Annotated in this window: 19 protein-coding genes; 8 read left to right on the top strand and 11 right to left on the bottom strand. The window is 72.7% G+C overall.

Annotation, left to right across the window (positions count from 1 at the left end; translation table 11 throughout):
• Window positions 1-70: 70 nt before the first annotated feature.
• The 3 genes from ACFYNO_RS19120 to ACFYNO_RS19110 form a co-directional block, all read right to left on the bottom strand.
• Window positions 71-508, bottom strand: a complete 438-nt coding sequence (locus ACFYNO_RS19120; protein ID WP_388013142.1) for a hypothetical protein — start codon at window positions 506-508, stop codon at window positions 71-73.
• A gap of 91 nt (window positions 509-599) precedes the next feature.
• Window positions 600-1,358, bottom strand: coding sequence for a hypothetical protein (locus ACFYNO_RS19115; RefSeq protein WP_388013139.1), 759 nt, complete (start codon window positions 1,356-1,358; stop codon window positions 600-602).
• Between the two features lie 181 nt (window positions 1,359-1,539).
• Window positions 1,540-2,931: a hypothetical protein gene (locus tag ACFYNO_RS19110; RefSeq protein WP_388013137.1), complete on the bottom strand. Its 1,392-nt coding sequence runs from the start codon at window positions 2,929-2,931 to the stop codon at window positions 1,540-1,542.
• Window positions 2,932-3,146: 215 nt separating this feature from the next.
• Between ACFYNO_RS19110 and ACFYNO_RS19105 the strand changes: the two genes are divergently transcribed.
• Window positions 3,147-3,593 (top strand): ATP-binding protein, encoded by a 447-nt coding sequence (locus tag ACFYNO_RS19105; RefSeq protein WP_388013134.1) that lies wholly within the window; start codon window positions 3,147-3,149, stop codon window positions 3,591-3,593.
• Window positions 3,594-3,821: 228 nt separating this feature from the next.
• Here the strand turns inward: ACFYNO_RS19105 and ACFYNO_RS19100 are convergent, their stop codons facing one another.
• Window positions 3,822-4,373 carry a winged helix-turn-helix transcriptional regulator gene (locus ACFYNO_RS19100; protein WP_388013131.1) on the bottom strand — a complete coding sequence of 184 codons (552 nt, stop codon included), beginning with the start codon at window positions 4,371-4,373 and terminating at the stop codon, window positions 3,822-3,824.
• Between the two features lie 213 nt (window positions 4,374-4,586).
• On the opposite strand from ACFYNO_RS19100, the gene ACFYNO_RS19095 reads away from it, so the two are divergent.
• Entirely contained in the window at window positions 4,587-6,017 is a 1,431-nt protein-coding gene (locus ACFYNO_RS19095) for an MFS transporter (protein ID WP_388013128.1), read from the top strand.
• Between the two features lie 162 nt (window positions 6,018-6,179).
• Here ACFYNO_RS19095 and ACFYNO_RS19090 read toward each other — a convergent pair whose 3' ends face one another.
• Window positions 6,180-6,773: a phosphohydrolase gene (locus tag ACFYNO_RS19090; RefSeq protein ID WP_388013125.1), complete on the bottom strand. Its 594-nt coding sequence runs from the start codon at window positions 6,771-6,773 to the stop codon at window positions 6,180-6,182.
• A 118-nt stretch (window positions 6,774-6,891) separates the two neighbouring features.
• Here ACFYNO_RS19090 and ACFYNO_RS19085 point away from each other — a divergent pair, with 118 nt between their 5' ends.
• Window positions 6,892-7,959: a protein kinase family protein gene (locus tag ACFYNO_RS19085; RefSeq protein ID WP_388013122.1), complete on the top strand. Its 1,068-nt coding sequence runs from the start codon at window positions 6,892-6,894 to the stop codon at window positions 7,957-7,959.
• A gap of 77 nt (window positions 7,960-8,036) precedes the next feature.
• On the opposite strand, the gene ACFYNO_RS19080 is transcribed toward ACFYNO_RS19085, so the two are convergent.
• The 3 genes from ACFYNO_RS19080 to ACFYNO_RS19070 form a co-directional block, all read right to left on the bottom strand.
• Window positions 8,037-8,240, bottom strand: a complete 204-nt coding sequence (locus ACFYNO_RS19080; protein WP_388013119.1) for a DUF397 domain-containing protein — start codon at window positions 8,238-8,240, stop codon at window positions 8,037-8,039.
• 73 nt (window positions 8,241-8,313) lie between these two features.
• Window positions 8,314-8,517, bottom strand: coding sequence for a DUF397 domain-containing protein (locus ACFYNO_RS19075; RefSeq protein ID WP_388013116.1), 204 nt, complete (start codon window positions 8,515-8,517; stop codon window positions 8,314-8,316).
• Window positions 8,514-9,344: a Scr1 family TA system antitoxin-like transcriptional regulator gene (locus ACFYNO_RS19070; protein WP_388013113.1), complete on the bottom strand. Its 831-nt coding sequence runs from the start codon at window positions 9,342-9,344 to the stop codon at window positions 8,514-8,516. Before ACFYNO_RS19070 ends, ACFYNO_RS19075 begins: the two co-directional genes overlap by 4 nt.
• A 275-nt stretch (window positions 9,345-9,619) precedes the next feature.
• On the opposite strand from ACFYNO_RS19070, the gene ACFYNO_RS19065 reads away from it, so the two are divergent.
• The 4 genes from ACFYNO_RS19065 (at window position 9,620) to ACFYNO_RS19050 (ending at window position 10,987) form a co-directional block, all read left to right on the top strand.
• Window positions 9,620-9,808 carry a hypothetical protein gene (locus ACFYNO_RS19065; protein ID WP_388013110.1) on the top strand — a complete coding sequence of 63 codons (189 nt, stop codon included), beginning with the start codon at window positions 9,620-9,622 and terminating at the stop codon, window positions 9,806-9,808.
• A 24-nt stretch (window positions 9,809-9,832) separates the two neighbouring features.
• Window positions 9,833-10,045 carry a hypothetical protein gene (locus ACFYNO_RS19060; protein WP_388013108.1) on the top strand — a complete coding sequence of 71 codons (213 nt, stop codon included), beginning with the start codon at window positions 9,833-9,835 and terminating at the stop codon, window positions 10,043-10,045.
• 5 nt (window positions 10,046-10,050) lie between these two features.
• A complete protein-coding gene (locus ACFYNO_RS19055) occupies window positions 10,051-10,548 on the top strand; it encodes an NUDIX domain-containing protein (RefSeq protein WP_388013105.1) in 498 nt (165 codons plus the stop codon).
• A gap of 148 nt (window positions 10,549-10,696) precedes the next feature.
• Complete coding sequence (locus ACFYNO_RS19050) at window positions 10,697-10,987, top strand: hypothetical protein (RefSeq protein WP_388013102.1); 291 nt, start codon at window positions 10,697-10,699, stop codon at window positions 10,985-10,987.
• 88 nt (window positions 10,988-11,075) lie between these two features.
• Here the strand turns inward: ACFYNO_RS19050 and ACFYNO_RS19045 are convergent, their stop codons facing one another.
• From ACFYNO_RS19045 to ACFYNO_RS19035, 3 genes are all read right to left on the bottom strand, one after another.
• Window positions 11,076-11,390: a hypothetical protein gene (locus ACFYNO_RS19045; protein WP_388013099.1), complete on the bottom strand. Its 315-nt coding sequence runs from the start codon at window positions 11,388-11,390 to the stop codon at window positions 11,076-11,078.
• A gap of 75 nt (window positions 11,391-11,465) precedes the next feature.
• Window positions 11,466-12,407 carry a hypothetical protein gene (locus ACFYNO_RS19040; protein ID WP_388013096.1) on the bottom strand — a complete coding sequence of 314 codons (942 nt, stop codon included), beginning with the start codon at window positions 12,405-12,407 and terminating at the stop codon, window positions 11,466-11,468.
• Window positions 12,408-12,692: 285 nt separating this feature from the next.
• The gene (locus ACFYNO_RS19035) at window positions 12,693-13,127 is read right to left on the bottom strand and encodes a DNA-binding protein (RefSeq protein WP_388013093.1); all 435 of its coding nucleotides are present in this window, start codon (window positions 13,125-13,127) and stop codon (window positions 12,693-12,695) included.
• A 110-nt stretch (window positions 13,128-13,237) separates the two neighbouring features.
• Between ACFYNO_RS19035 and ACFYNO_RS19030 the strand changes: the two genes are divergently transcribed.
• Entirely contained in the window at window positions 13,238-15,184 is a 1,947-nt protein-coding gene (locus ACFYNO_RS19030) for an FUSC family protein (RefSeq protein ID WP_388013090.1), read from the top strand.
• Window positions 15,185-15,250: the final 66 nt, after the last annotated feature.

Here is a 15,250-nt window from a genome sequence, read left to right as displayed (position 1 = left end):
GGCGGCGCGGCGGGAGTGAGCAGGACACCGTGCCGGACGCTCCGGGGGCCGGAGGTCCGGGAGGGTCGGCTCAGTTCCGCGCGACGCAGACCTGGAGGAGCACGTCCCGTCCGCCGGTGGGCGGGCCCCGCCGGTGCGGGAGGGGGTGGGCGGCTCGGTGAAGGGGCGTGAAGGTGCGGGTGACCGGTGTGAAGAGAGCCGGTGCGACGGCGTGCGCGCTGGCCGCGCGCGCCGGCAGTGCGAGGCACGAGCCGGGAGCGCCGCCGGGGTGCGGGTGTGCGGCGGGCGCTGCTTGAGGGCGCTCGGGACGCTCCGGGTGTGCCATGGCCGTCGGTGCCGGTGTGGGCGCCTGGGCCGGCGTCGGCATGGCCGTGGTGACGGAGTGGCAGTCGGCCGCGTCGGCGGTCGGGGCGCCGTGCATCAGGAAGAGGCCGAGCAGCACGGCGGCGAGCAGCAGCAGCCGGGCGGCGGTGCGCCGGCGGGTCGCTGGGCTGCTGGTCGCGGGCACGGTGCTGCCTCCTCTGCGGCGTCGGGTGCGGCCTCGGTCGGTGCGCCGGTCGGCTCCGGCCCGGCGAGCATACCCCCTGGGGGGATATAGCTCAGTGGTGGGCGTGTGTGTGGGCGTGCTGGTGGTCGTGGCCGTGCCCGTGGGCCTCGCCGCCGCCGGCCTTGGCGTGGACCGTGAACTCGGCGGTGTGCACGGTGCCGGCGTGCTTGAAGTCGAGGTAGAGCCGGTAGGCGTCCTCGGTTTGGAAGCCGGCGTGGAAGGTGATGTCCGGACCGGCGGCGGTGTGGCCGTCGCCCGGCGCGCCGTCCGGGTGGACGTGCAGGTAGGCGAGGTCGCCGGCGCGCAGTGCGACCAGGTGGCCGTAGGCGGCGAGGTAGGGCTGCAGGTCGGTAACCGGGCGGCCGTCCCGGTGCACCGTCAGGGTCAGCCGGCTGTGCTCGCCGGCGACCGGCTCGCCGTCCAGCGTCACGGTGTAGCCGTCCACCGTCGTGCTGCGCTCGGCCGGCGGGAGCGGGGCCGTGGCGTGGGCGCCCGGCACGGTGAGGTCGGCGGTCAGGGTGACGGCGTGGTCGAGCTGCGCCGGATTGGTGTCGGCGAAGACCCGGTAGTCGCCCGGCTCGGGGAAGGTCAGGGTGATCCGCCAGCCGCCCGTCTCGTCCCGGGTGGGGTGGACGTGCTGGTAGCCCGTCAGGTCGGTGCGGACCACGATCAGGTGCAGGTCCTTCTCGTGGCTCGGGGTGAACGCGGTGACCGGGGCGCCATCCGGGCCGAGCACGGTGAAGCGGAGCTCGGCGGGCTCGCCGGCGGGCAGTGTCGGGTTGGCCAGGGTAAGTGCGTAGGCGTGGTTCATGGCGTCCTCCTCGGTGCGCGGTCGATGATCGTCAATATACCCCCAGGGGGTATGTAGCGCAACGGATCGGGCGCCGGGTGGACGTGTGATGGGGTGGATGTGTGGCGGGGTGGACGTGTGGTGGGAACGCGAACAACGGGGCCGGCCCGCGGCCGACCCCGTTGACCGGTGGTGCCGCCGGTCAGGCGGCGGCCTTCTGCCGGGCCACCTCGCGCACCCGTTCGCCGAGCCGGCGGACCTGGCGGTTGCCGGGCTGGCTGGGCAGACTGCTGCGCAGGACGTCGAAGTGCTCGTCCCCGCGGGCGGTGGAGAGGGCGGTGTAGTCGTCCAGGAACTCGCCCCAGGTGCTGGCGGCGGCCTCGATGTGGCCCAGCTCCCACTGGCGGGCGGCGAGCACGCCGTTGGCGTGCAGCCGGCCCTGGCGCTCGTTCGCCGGGCGGACCCGGTTGGACTGGCGCATCGCCTGGATCGACCCCGGCAGGTCGCCGAGGGCGTAGAGCACGCTGGAGACGTGGAAGTGGTAGGCGGCCCAGTCGTAGCCGCCGACCGCGTCGTTGCGGCCGTCGGCCTTGCTGAGCGCCGCCTCGGTCTCGTTCAACCGGGTGAAGGCGAGCCGCTGGTCCTTCACCAGGGCGGCGCCGTGCGCCTGCTGGCCGCGCAGGAAGGCGGTCAGCCGCGGCCCGGCGGCCGGCGCGCACTCGGCGGCGGCGTCGGCGTACTCGAGTGCGCGCGGGCCGTAGCCGAGGTTGGCCGCCTGCAGCGCCATGCCGCGCAGGGTGCGGCAGTAGGTGACGTGGTCCTGGCCGTCCTGGGCCAGGGCCAGCGCCTCGCCGAAGTACTGCTGGCCGAGGCCGTGCGCCCGTTCGTACATCGCCATCCAACCGGTCAGGTAGACCAGGTCGGAGGCGGCGGCGAGCATCGATTTCTTGGTCGCCGGCGAGCCGTCGGCGGAGAGCCAGGGCATCACCGTGTTGGCCAGGAAGGCCGCGCTCATCGGGCGGGCGTGGCCGCCGCCGAGCTCGTCGAGGATGCCGGCGATCCGCTCGGTCATGGCGCGTACGGTCTCGACCTCGCTCTCCCCGATGCGCACCGTGCGCCCGGCGCGCACCTCCTGCTGCGCGCTCTCCAGGCGGTGTGCGAGCTCGGTGTACCCCGGCACCAGCATGGCGGCGGAGTAGAGCCCGGCGGCCAGCATGGTGCGCCGGGACGGATCCATGTCGTCCCGCACCAGGTCGACCAGGCCGCCCAGGCGGTTGGTCAGGCCGCCCGGTCGGTCCGGGCCGGCGGAGTCGTCCGTCCGGCTGCTCCGGACCCCGGCCGCCGTGCGGCCGAACCCGGCTTCCTGCGAGGTCACCGGGCGGCCGAGCCGCCGGGCGAAGGCCTCCGCGATGACCGGGCGGACGGCCGGTCTGGGCCGTACCCCGCGGAGCCAGTGCGAGATCGACGAGTGGTCGTAGGTGAGTTCCAGTCCAGCGTCCCGACCGGTGCGGTTGACCGCCCGGGCGAGCTGGTCGTTGCCCCAGCGGGCCTCGCTCATCAGCGCGGCCAACTGTCTGTTCGGTGTGCGGGTCATGATTCCCCCGTTCCCTTGCGCCCCCGTTTATCGGACCCCCTGATGCGCCCCCGCGACAAGGGTCCGGTCGTGATTCACGTCATTCACGACTCAGTCAAGCATGGCCCGTTCTCATCCATCACGTAACCCGATTGACTGTGTATCAGTCGTGGGGGACGGCTGGGCGCGCCGGCGCGCTGCTCGGCCGTTCTCCGGAGCGTCGAGGAGATGCCGTCATGGAGCGCCAGTACCGTCCCCTGCGGGACGACTTCCACGTCACCGCTGCACCGGGCGCCGTGCGGAGGGCGCGTGAGTGGGTGGTGGACATCACCGAGCGCTGGGGTGTGCCGCTGTCGCCCGAGGCGGTGGGCGACCTCAGGCTCTGCACCAGCGAGCTGGTCGCCAACGCGCTCGAGCATGCCGGCGGGGAGTGCCGGGTGGCGGTCGTCTGGGGGGACGGTGTGCTGCGGGTGGAGGTGGCGGACCGGTCGCGGCGGGCGCCGTTGATGCTCGCGGCGGGGGACGAACTGCCGTCGGGGCGCGGGCTGGTGCTGGTCGACGCGCTGGCCGGGGGATGGCATTGGCGGCCGCAGCCGGGGGGCAAGGTCGTGCAGTTCGCGTTCCCGGTGGGGGCGGACCCGGTGGGGCGGCGGGGGCCGGTGGCGGTCGCACAAGGTCGATAAATCGTCATCACTGAACCGTCGGGCACGGTCGTGGACCGCGGTGAACCGCCATCGTCGAGGTGGCGGCGGCGTTCTGCCGGCGGGGCCCCGTCAGGGCTGGGGCCCCGCCGAGGGGGTGGTGCGGCGTTCGGGCGTCCCGGCGGTGCGGGTGATCGGGCGGTGCTCGGTGCGCTGTTGCTCGGTACGCCGTTGATTCGGTGCGCCATTGAGTCAGTGCGTAGCCGTTGATCAGTGGTGCGCGGCCGGCTCCGGGCCCGGGTCGGTCACCGGCGTCAGCAGGCGGTGCGGGCGGCTGAGCGCCACCGCGACCGGGTCGGTCCGCGGATTGGGCCGGGCGCCCGGCGCCTGACGCATGATCACCTGCTCCGGCGTCACCCGGACGCCACAGGGCACGCAGTGGCTGTCCGGGCTCAGCCGGGTGCCGCAGGTGTCGTGGGTGAAGATGGTGCGCGGGCCGAGGTCCGAGGCGTGCTTCTCGCCCCAGCGCGACAGCGCGTGGATCGGCAGCCAGAGCTCCAGGCCCGCCTCGGTGAGGTGGTAGCCGTAGCGCGCGGGGGAGTACTGGTACTGCTCCTTGCGCAGCACCCCCGCCTCGACCAGCGCCCGCAAACGCGCGGTGAGCACGGCCCGCGGGATGTCCAGGTGGACCAGGAAGTCGTTGAACCGGCTCACCCCGTAGAAGGCGTCGCGCACGATCAGCATGCTCCAGCGCTCGCCCACCACCTCCAGCGCGCGGGCGATCGAGCAGTCCTGCTGGGCATAGTCGGTTCCGAGCGCCATGGGGGAAGTCTAGCGCCGTTGGTTCGGTGAACAGACTCATGGGGTAGCGTGTCAGATAGTGAGTTCGTTCAACGAACTCGTAAGTTCATTGACCAGACTCATTGGTCTGCCCATTGAACTTCTAGGTTCGATGAATGAACCTTCAAGTTCGGTCAGCAGACTCTCGGACAAGAAACTCTCGGGCAAGAGACTCTCGGAGCAAGGGGAAGTTCGATGGCCTCCAGGCAGGCGTTGGCGGTATCCACGGCCTCAGCCGACCGGGCAGGGGAACCCGCCGCCCCGGGCGCCCGCGCCCGCTCGGTGCTGCTCACCGCGTGCTTCGGCACCTTCCTGGTGCTGCTCTCCTACACCGTCACCACCACCACGCTCGCGCCCACTGCCGCGACCCTGCACGCGGGCGCCGCCGAGCAGACCTGGATCCTCACCGCCACCTCCGTCGGCCTCACCGCGCTGCTGCTGATCATGGGCGGGGTGGCCGACGACCACGGCCGTCGCCGGGTCTTCGGTGCTGGCGCCCTGGTGCTGGCGCTCGGGTCCGTCCTGGCCGCCACCGCACCGGACGGCACCGTCTTCGTGATCGCCCGGGTGCTCCAGGGCGCCGCCTCCGCCGCCGTGCTCGCCCCCAGCCTGGGCCTGATCAGCGAGGCGTTCCCACCGGGCCCGGCCCGGGTGCGCGCCCTCGGCAGCTGGGGCGCCTCGGTCGGCCTCGGCATCGCCGTCGGCCCGGTCTACGCCGCCCTGCTCGCCGACCACGCCGGCTGGCGCGCCGTCTACTGGCTGCTCGCCGCCCTCTCCCTGCTGCTGCTCGCCCTCGCCGCCCGCTGCCTGGACGAGTCCCGCAGCCCGCACCCGCGCCGCCTCGACACCTACGGCGCACTCACCCTCGCCACCGCCGTCGCCCTGCTCAACATCGGCCTCGCCCAGGGCCGCAGCGGCTGGGACCACCCGTCGGTCTGGCTGTTGCTCGCCCTCGGACTGCTCGGGCTGGCCGGCTTCGCCCTGGTGGAGTCCCGGGTCGCGGAACCCATGCTCGACCTCGCCCTGTTCCGCACCCCCGGCTTCATCGCCGCCGGCGCGGGTGCCCTCTTCACCGGCCTCTCCCTGGTCGGCCTGATGAGCTGCGTCCCCCTGGTCCTCGAACGCGCCCTGCACACCTCCGCCCTGACGGCGAGCCTGGTCCTCGCCCTCTGGTCCGGCCCCTCCGTCCTCGCCGCCCTGCAGGCCCGCCGCCTCGCCACCCGCCTCGCCCCCGCCACCCAACTGGCCGCCGGCCTCCTCGCCTGCGCCGCCGGCGAGGCCGCCCTCTACGGCATCCGCGCGGACACCCCCTGGCTCCGCCTGGCCCCCGGCCTGCTGATCGCGGGCATCGGCAGCGGCATCCTCAACGCCGGCCTGGCCCGCCTCGCCGTCAGCAGCGTCCCGGCCCACCGCGCCGCCATGGGCTCGGGCGTCAACAACACCGCCCGCTACCTGGGTTCCTCCCTGGGCATCGCGATCAGCCTGGCCCTGATCACCTCCGTCCACTCCCCGACCCACCCGGCGGCGGCAACCGCGACGGGCGCCAACCGCGCGATCGTGGTGGCCGTCGTGATGTGCGTGCTGGGCGCCGCAGTGGCCCTGTGGGCCCGCCGGGCGGAGGAGTGAGAGGCAGGGCCGATGCCGATGCCGGCCCGGCTCCGGGATTCGCTCACACCTCGCCGAGTGGCTGCCGAAGTTCGCCGGTGGTCCCACGGGCACGGAGAACTGCTTCGTTCTCGACGAACCATGTCGTGAGTGCGGTTGGGAAATCAGGCAGCCGATGGCCGCTCACCCGGTGGGGTAGGACATCTGGAAGGCGAGCCGCTCATCGGCGCGGTCGCCGATACGAGTGAGCACACTGTCCAGATCGAGGAACTCCTCCCAGGCCGACCGTCCGCTGGCCGCTGCGAGCCGAGCCACGACAAGGTCCTCCAGTTCGGGGACCCGCTTGTTCTTCCATATCTTGTCGGACAGGCTGACCAGGAGGTCTTCCATCCCGGCCTCCTCGGTGGTCCAGGCGGCGTGTGTCCCGGCGAAGCGTGCCATGGTGGAGTCGATGCCTCGGGTGATCAGCAGCTCGCGGCCCGCTTCTTCGTGCTGCGCACCAGGAGCGGACAACTCGGCGGGGTACAGCGCCTTGCCGATGTCGTGCGTGGCGGCTCCGAAGAGCACGGCCTCCGAGCTGATGCCCAGGTCGAGGTCGCGTGAAGCGATCCAGTCGAGGAGCTGCCCGGCAACGTCGTGGACGGCCCGCAGATGCGCGACCAGACGGGGCGGAGCATCAACTTCGTGAAGCAGCCGGGCTGCTTCGATCGGCAGTGGACGCAGCGGGGGCTGATCGGTGTCCTGGAGGGCGATCGACAGTACGCGCGAGGTCGTCATCGCGACAGGGTAGCCGTAGCTGCCGAGCGGTTCTGTGGTCCGCGGGCCTTGGCGGCGGGAGTCGGTTACGTTCGAGCGATCACCGGCGAGCCGGTCCGGGGGCACAGAGGAGCCGTCGATGCGCCACGAATCCCAGCACCACGCACGCCTTGCCGCCTACGGGTCCGTTGCCACCCGCCTGTCCCTGCTGAGCGACCGGCGTCTCGGCGAGATCGTGGCCTCCGCTCCTCCGGTCGGAGCCGGTATCGGCGGCAGGTCGGCGGAGCTGGACGTCGGCGGGAGGCGGGTCTTCGTCAAGAGGGTGCCGTTGACGGACGTCGAGACCCGGCCGGAGAACATCCGGTCCACGGCGAACCTCTTCGGTCTGCCGGTGTTCTACCAGTACGGAGCGGGCTCGGCCGGGTTCGGTGCCTGGCGGGAGCTGGCCGTCCACATCATGACCACCAACTGGGTCCTCGGGAGGGAGTACGAGGGCTTTCCGCTGATGTACCACTGGCGCGTCCTGCCCGACTCCCCTCCCGAGGGCTTCGCGGACGAGTTCGGGGGCATCGACGGAGCGGTCGCCCGCTGGGAGGGCTCGCAGGCCGTACGCGAGCGCCTGGAGGCCATCGGCCGGTCCTCCCGCAGCCTGGTGTTGTTCCTGGAACACCTGCCGCAGACGCTCCGCGCGTGGTTGCACGAGCACGGGGAGACCGCAGGGGCCACCGGCGACGGCTGGCCCGCGTGGGCGGAGGATGCTCTGATGCGGGGCGCGGCGTTCATGAGTTCTCACGGACTCGTGCACTTCGACGCCCACTTCGACAACCTGCTGACCGACGGCCGGCTGATCTACTTCTCGGACTTCGGCCTGGCCCTGAGCTCGGGCTTCGAACTCTCGGCAGCCGAGCGGCAGTTCTTCTCGGACCATCTCGGGTACGACCGCGCCTACACCGCGAACCGGCTGATCCGCCACCTCGTCGAGGGCGTCCGTGGCGGTATGGAAGCGAACGTGTTCCTTCAGGAGTGGATCGCAGGCCGCGGGCCCGAGTCCGTTCCGCCGGCGATCGCTGCGATCGTCGATCGGCACGCCCGGGTCGGCATCCTCCTGGACGACTTCCACCGCCGGCTGCTGTCGGAGAGCAAGCGGACGCCGTTCCCGGGCGCCGAGCTCAACCGCCTCGCGGACGCTGGTGAGGCATCGGGCTGACCCTCTGCCCAGGAACCCCGGGACCCGGGGACCCGGCCCGTCGGAGCGTGCGCGGCCGGCGTGCGGAGAGCGGTCGATCAGCGGAGGTCGTGGCCGGTCTTGAGGGAGGCGATGAAGGTGGAGAAGGAGGAGGCGGGGAGGAGGAGGGTCGGGCCGGTGGGGTCCTTGGAGTCGCGGAGGGGGATGGTGGCGGCGGGGGAGGGGGTGGCGACCTCGATGCAGTTGCCGCCGTTCTGGCTGTAGCTGCTCTTGCGCCAGTGGGTGTGGGACGAGGAGTTCACGGCTCTGGTTCCCTTCGGACCACGAAGCCCCAGCGGATCGATTTCCGACTGGGGCCTGGCTATTGTTGTTCCCTCAGAGAGCGTTGAAGGAACCGACTTTGACGGAGGCCAGGAAGGTCGAGAACGACTCCGCTGTGAAGACGAGGACCGGGCCCTCAGGGTTCTTGGAGTCTCGGACGGGCAGCAGGCTCGGGTAGCCAGGGGCGACCTCGACGCAGTTCCCGCCGTGGTCGCTGTAGCTCGACTTGACCCACGCAGCGGCGGCCAGGTTGGTCATTGGAGATCCTTTCGAATGGCCTTGATCAGGTCCAGCATCTGAGCCGGGCTCAGTGCGCCCGCCTGCAACTGATCGTATGCCAGTTCCCAGGAAGCCAGAAGGTCGGAATCACGCTCCAGGTACCCACGAGCCGCCGATTCGGCGTAGCCGACCAGGCTCCTGTCCTTCATGGTCACCAGCACGATCGGGCCGTTGAAGGGTCGAAGATCGCCCATGGCGAAGGTCACGGCCTGGAGCGTGATCCTGGGACGGGCGCTCAGCTTCTCCAAGTGGTCCAACTGTTCCAACATCACCTCGGCGCCACCGACAACTCGGCGGAGGCAGCTTTCCTCTAGAACCGCGTAGTGCATGGGGCTGGAGGAGTTGTGGATCAGCCGACGTTGACGGGCTTCGAGGAAGCTGACGCGCTCCCGGGCTTGAGCCTCTGTGATTGTCCCGGCCTGCACGTGTGTCATAGCGAGCGTTTGTGCGTAGCGGAGGGTCTGGAACAAGCCTGGAATCACACCGACGTCGAACTGGCGGATCTGACGGGCATTCGACTCCTCCGCGCACAGCGCCGCGAAGCCGTCCATGAAGACGCCCTCCGAGATGGCACGGCGGAGGATTTGGAACATAAGTCCCGTACCGAACAAGCGATCCAGCTTCTCTGCGAACTCCCGTCCAGGTGACTTGACGGCCGTTTCCAGGCCCGAGATGTGGGACCCGGTGCAGCCCAGCAGAGCGCCCAACTGCTCCTGGGGCAGCCCCATCTCGATCCGTGACTTGCGGAGTTGGTCACCGAAGGCGGCGGCCGCACTCACCGTCGGGTTGAGTGTCTTGAGATTCATGGCGGTTCCTCAACTCACCTAAGCCCTTGCCGAAAGTTGCATGAGCTCGACCTGATGGCGATCGTAGTTCCTGAACGTAGCGTCCTCGCTACCGAACGCAGCCGATGGTCTCATTTTCGGCCTACTTGCCGTGGTTTGTCTGCCAAACGCCTACTTCCATTGGGGATGAGGTCTGTTGGGAATCCGATTCAAGATCCGCGGCCAGCCTTCCGGCCAGCTCCCCTGTCCGCTCGGCTGGCCCAGCTGCCCCATCTGCGCCGGGAGGTGACGCCCCCGTGTCCCCCCGCCGCTCCCGCCCGAGCCTGATGACCCTCACCATCTACCGCCCCACCGCCAACGGCGGCCGCGACCTCCTCAGCTCCCTCACCATCCAGTGCTCCACCTTCGACCTCCGCATCACCGTCCCCGAGTGGCCCGACTGCCGCTGTCTCCGCTGCCTCGCTAGCCGACTCGCCACCGGCTGAACCCCACCCCGACAAGGGAGAACCATGTCCAGTTCCAAGTCCCCCAGGGTCCCCAACGGCAACGCCTCCCGCGTCCTCGCCGGCATGGACGGGCGCCGCACCCGGTGGTCCGGGGTCGCCGGCCGGGTGGCCGCCCGCCTCGTCGCGGCGGAGGAGGCGGACGGCTGGCAGCCCGACGCCGCCACAACCTCGCCCGCTGCCGCCACCCCCACCACCGACCCCGCCGAACGGACGTGACCACCATGGACCGTTCGCCCTACACCAACCCGCCCAAGCGCCGGATCGGCGCCCAAGCCGTGCTCCTGCACCCCGAGGACGACCGGGTCCTCCTCCTCAACATGCTGCACCGTCCCTGCGGTTGGCTCCCCGGCGGCCACTGTGCTCCCAACGAACCGGCTCTGGAGGCCGTCCGCCGGATCGTCCGCCTGCAACTCGGCATCACCGTCCCGATCGACGGCACCGACCTGGCGCTGGTCGACTACTCCCCGGCCCGCATGCACCCGGAGGCGAGCGAGGGCTACACCTTCGTCTTCGCCCACCGCCTGACCACCGAGCACGCCGCCCTCGCGCAGCCCCAGGAACTCGCCGGCCCGGACCTGCTGGGACTCCGCTGGATCCGGGTCGCCGCCATCGGCGACTGCTGCCTCCCCTACCACGTCCTCCGCATCACCCGCGCCGTCGCCGTCGCCGAATCCGGCTCCTGCATCGCGCAGTTCGTGGTGCGCGGCGTCGCCGCCTAGTACGCACATCAGGACGGGCTGTCGACACCGTCGCCAAGTTGTCGGCACGAACGCCGATGGATCGCCCCGGCGCCGTCAAGCCGCCCGGGAAGACCGGTGGTTGGCGATCGGTCGGTTTGCCGTCGCCGATCCCGGCTACACGGCCGTCATGAGTGGCAGATACCGAGGAGCGGGCGCGGCCCGCACAGTCATGCTCGTCGCCGACGTCCTCGCGGGCGTCCTGGGGCTCTGGATCGTCCTCTACCTGCTGGACGCCAACCCATCCAACGACTTCGCCCACGCGGTGCGCCAGGCGGCCGATTGGCTGTCCACGTGGGCGCGCGACCTCTTCACTCCCTCGCAGGGCTGGCTCCGCACCCTGCTCAACTACGGCATCCCGGCCGTCGTCTACCTAGCGGTCGGCCACGCCGTAGCCGGCTGGCTGCGGCGCGCGGACTGACCGCCTTCCTGCGAACCGGGAGGCACCGGACACGCAGCCGCCCCCGCCGCGAGCCGACGCTCGCGGCGGGGGCGGCTCGGCGTCAGCCTCAGCCGACGTCGATGCCGGTGACAGCCGGCGTGCCGATGCTCACCGCCTCTGCTCCGTACCCGGCCGCGGCGAAGGCCCGCCCTGCCAGGCCGACGGCTGCCTCGCCGGCCTCGGTCCGGTCCCGGGCCTCGACCTCCAGGCGCAGCACGAACGTCCCCTCCGGTTCGTCCAGGGTCAGGACGTCGAGGTCGGGCACCTCACTGCCGGCCTCCTCCGGATCGGCACCGTGCACCACGCGCAGCAGGGCGCGGCGGGCGGTCTCATCGAGCGGCTGGCGGACGGTTCCCGGAACGGTGATGACATAGCTTCCCATGTCCTCGCGTGTGACCCCGGCGCGGCTCCGGAAACCTCCGATCCGGGATTCGGTGTGGGCCGGGCCCGTCGGTGGTCAGTCTCCCGGGCTGGTGGCGCCGGTGCGGGCGGCGGTCCAGTAGGCGGGGTGCGCCGGCCGTCGCGAGCGCAGGTCGGCGCGGACCTGGCCGGCCAGGCGGCGGGTGTCGCGCCGGTTCAGCGTCGCGCCGATGCCCGCACCCAGCAGCAGCGGGGTCAGCGAGGGCAGCCGGCGGATCCAGCTGTGGGTGAGGCGGCGGCGGACCTTCCGGCGAACCTCGGCGCTCAGCGCGAAGGTCGCGAAGCCGGGCGGACTGGTCAACATGGCGGCGTCGATCCCGCGCCGGTGGGCCCAGGCGCCCAGGTAGGCCCCGGCCCGCCGGGAGCGGTTGCCCTGCGCCGGGACGCCGTAGACCTCGTGCAGTTCGGCGATCAGCTTGATCTCCACGGCGGCCACGGCGAGTGTCTCGGCCGCGATCTCGAACGGCATCGCGGGCGGCACCGGCAGCATCGCCGCCGCTCCGATTCCCGCACCCAGCGCGCCGGAGGCCCGGACGGCACCGGCGGCCAGGAGGTCGGCCAGCTGCTCGGGGTCGGCGGCCCCGGGGTGCTGGCTGCGCAGGGTCGCGAGGTCGCGCACCGGGATCCGCGGGGCCGTCCGGACCAGGCGTTCGGTGAGGGCCTTGCCGCCGAGCGCCGCGCCCCGGGTGGCGGCCCGCCCGCCGTTGCCGAGGCGGCGTGCGCCCTGGATCACCAGTCGCCGGCCGCGCCCGCGGTCGCCACGGCGCTCGGTACCGCCCCGGTCGGGGGCCGGTTGCTCGGCGCCTTCGACCAGCTCGGCGAGCTCCTCGGCCAGGCCTTCCGGCGCGGCCAGGTCTTCTTCTGCGGCCCGGCCCGTCGGGGTCGGGAGGCCGGGACCAGGCTGCGGGAGCCCGGGGTCGAGCGGTCCGGCCCGCGAGGCGCCGGGAGCGGGGCGGCCGGGCTTTCGAAAAGCTCTCATGCCTAGCGATTACCCCGTTCACCTCTGGGCACGCCGCCGGCGGCCGCCGCTGGGGTGCTCCGACGGCGTCCGGCACGCGGGAGCCGTCACTCGGCACACCGTGATCTGCGACGCCGTCGCGCTCGGCACGCTGCCCACGGAGATCGGGGCGTACGAGTTCGCCGTCCCGCGGCTGCTGCGGGAGGGGAGGCTGACCCCCGCCGCCCCCAGCCCGACCGGATCGTCGGCGACCGGGCACACGGTGAGCCGGCCGGGGGCCCGAATCCGGGCCCCCGGCCCTGTGACTCAGTCCCCGTCGCCCGTCGCGACCCGCTCCGCCAGCCGCTCCGCGCGCTGGCGGGCGGCCTGCGGGGTGCCGAGGCCGAGGCCGAAGGCGATGTCCTGCCAGGTCAGGCCGCGCCCGCGGGCCATCTGCAGCAGGCTGCTCTCCAACTCGTCCAGCTCGGCGCGGACCAGGGGGAGCAGGGTGAGGGCGGCCAGCACGTCGTCACGGTCGACCGGCGCCTCGCCGTCCTCCGGCAGCGCCGCGCCGCTGAGCAGGAAGCCGACCAGCCGCACCGCCTCGTGCGGTGCGGGCAGCACGGGGTTGACCTGGCGGGCGCGCTGGGAGTCGGTGGCGGCGTGCCGCTCGGCGATCCGGAAGAGGGCGGCGGGCGCCCGGCGGACCCGCTCCCGCTCGGGGTCGGGGGCGGCGAAGGGGTTCTCGGTCTCGGTAGGCATGGCCACCAGACTGACTGCGCGTCAGCTTGTTGTCAACGAAATATTTTGAATGGATCGTTCAATCGCGTGTGCTGCCGGAGGCCGGCGCGAGGCCGGGCGAGGATCAGCGGATGAGTACCGCGAACCGCCCGTCGCGCCTGGCGCCGCCCGCCTGGCTGCTGAGCACCCTGCGCACCCAGCCCACGCCCGTGCCCAGGGCCGCCGCTGCCCGGGCCGCCGTGGGCATGGCGCTGCCGATCGCCGTCGGCACCGCCACCGGGCAGAGCGCGAGCGGGGCGCTGGTCGCGATGGGCGCGCTCGGCGCGGTGCTCGGCGACACCGCCGACGCCTACCGCCTGCGGGTCTTCCAGATCGCGATCCCGCAGCTCTTCACCGCCCTCGGCCTGGTCCTCGGCGAGCAGGTGCACGGCCGGGGCTGGACCGCCGTCGCCGTCCTCACCGGACTCGCCATGGCGGCGGGCATGATGAGCAGCATCGGCGCCGTCTCCTCCGCCGCCGGGCTCAACCTGCTGCTGATGGCCGTGATCGGCGCCGGCCTGCCGATGCCCGCGCCCTGGTGGCGCGGCCCGGCGCTGGTGCTGCTCGGCGCCGGCCTGATCCTGCTGCTCGCGCTGATCGCCTGGCCGGCCCGCTCCCGGGTCCCCGAGCGCGCCGCCGTCCAGAGCGCCTACCTCGCCACCGCCGACCTGCTCGACGCGGCGGGCAGCGGCCCGGAGCAGTGGGCCGCCGCCCGGGTCCGGGTCACCGCCACCCTTGACCACGCCTACGACCTGCTGCTCTCGCGGCGCGCCCTGGTCCCCGGCCGCAGCCATGGGATGGCGAGGCTGATCGCGCTGCTCAACGCGCTGACCTCGCTGGTCGAGGCCGCGCCCGCGGTGCATGCGGCGGGCGGGCTGACGGATCGTCAACTCAGCGTGCGAGTGCGGTCGGTCGCGGTGTTGGTGGGGCGGGGCGGGGTGTGGGAGGCCGGGGTCGACCTCGCGGAGGGGGAGGGCGGTGCCCCCGCCGAGCGGGCGGTGCGGGGCGCGCTGGTGCACGTCCGGGAGGTGCTGGCGGGGGAGTACCAGGTGCCCGACCGGGTCGGCGCGCCCACCTCGCTGCGCAGCCGGTTCCGCTCGGCGACGAGGGAGCTGCTGTTCTGCTCGGACTCCTGGCGCTACGGGCTGCGGCTTGCGCTCTGCCTGGGGGTGGCGCAGGCGCTGGTGTCGACGGTCAGCGTGCCGCGGTCGTACTGGGTGCCGCTGACGGTGACCTTCGTGCTGAAGCCCGACTTCGGCTCCGTCTTCTCACGGGCGGTGCTGCGCGCACTGGGCACGGCGGTCGGGCTGGTCTTCGCGGCGCTGATCCTGCAGGCGGTGCCGCGCGGCTGGTGGGAGGTGCCGGTGGTGGCGGTGCTCGCGGCGCTGCTGGTCGTGGTCTCGCGGCGCAGCTACGGGTTGCAGACGGCGGTGATCACGCCGCTGATCCTGATGTTCTCCGACCTGCTCAGCCACCAGGGCGTGCACCTGCTGGTGCCGCGGCTGGTGGACAGCCTGATCGGCTGCGCGATCGTGCTGGTGGTGGGCTACGCGCTCTGGCCGGAGAGCTGGCACTCCCGGGTCGGCGCCCGCCTCGCGGACGCGGTGGACGACGCGGCACGGTACCTGGAGTGCGCCTTCGGGACCTCGGGCGAGGTCTCGGCGGCGGCCCGGGCGCGCCTGCGCCGCCGCCTCTACCGCGACCTGGCCGGGATGCGCGTGGAGTTCCAGCGTGCGTTGGGGGAGCCGCCGCCGATGGGCGCGCGGGCCGCGGCGTGGTGGCCGCTGCTGGTCGCGGTCGAGCGGGCGATCGACGCGGTGACGGCGGCGGTGGTGCAGACGCACCACGGGGGGACTCCGCCGACGCCGGGCGAGGTGGCGGAGGCGGCGTCGGGGTTGCGGGCACTGGCGGGGGCGCTGCGGCACGGGGGTGCGGTGGTAGTGGCCGAGGGATGGGTGGACGGGGATGCGGTGGGGCCGCTCGCCCCGGTGCGGCGGGAGACGGGGGCGGCCTGGCACGCGCTGAGGGGGCCGGGCTGAGGGGGCCAGGCTGAGGGCCCCGGCGCCCGTTCCCGGCGTCCCTGCGCCTCCCCGCCGCCGGGGCCT

This window comes from Kitasatospora sp. NPDC006697 (assembly GCF_042869935.1).
In the GTDB taxonomy this organism is placed as follows: domain Bacteria; phylum Actinomycetota; class Actinomycetes; order Streptomycetales; family Streptomycetaceae; genus Kitasatospora.
This window is presented reverse-complemented; position numbering and strand designations above follow the sequence as displayed.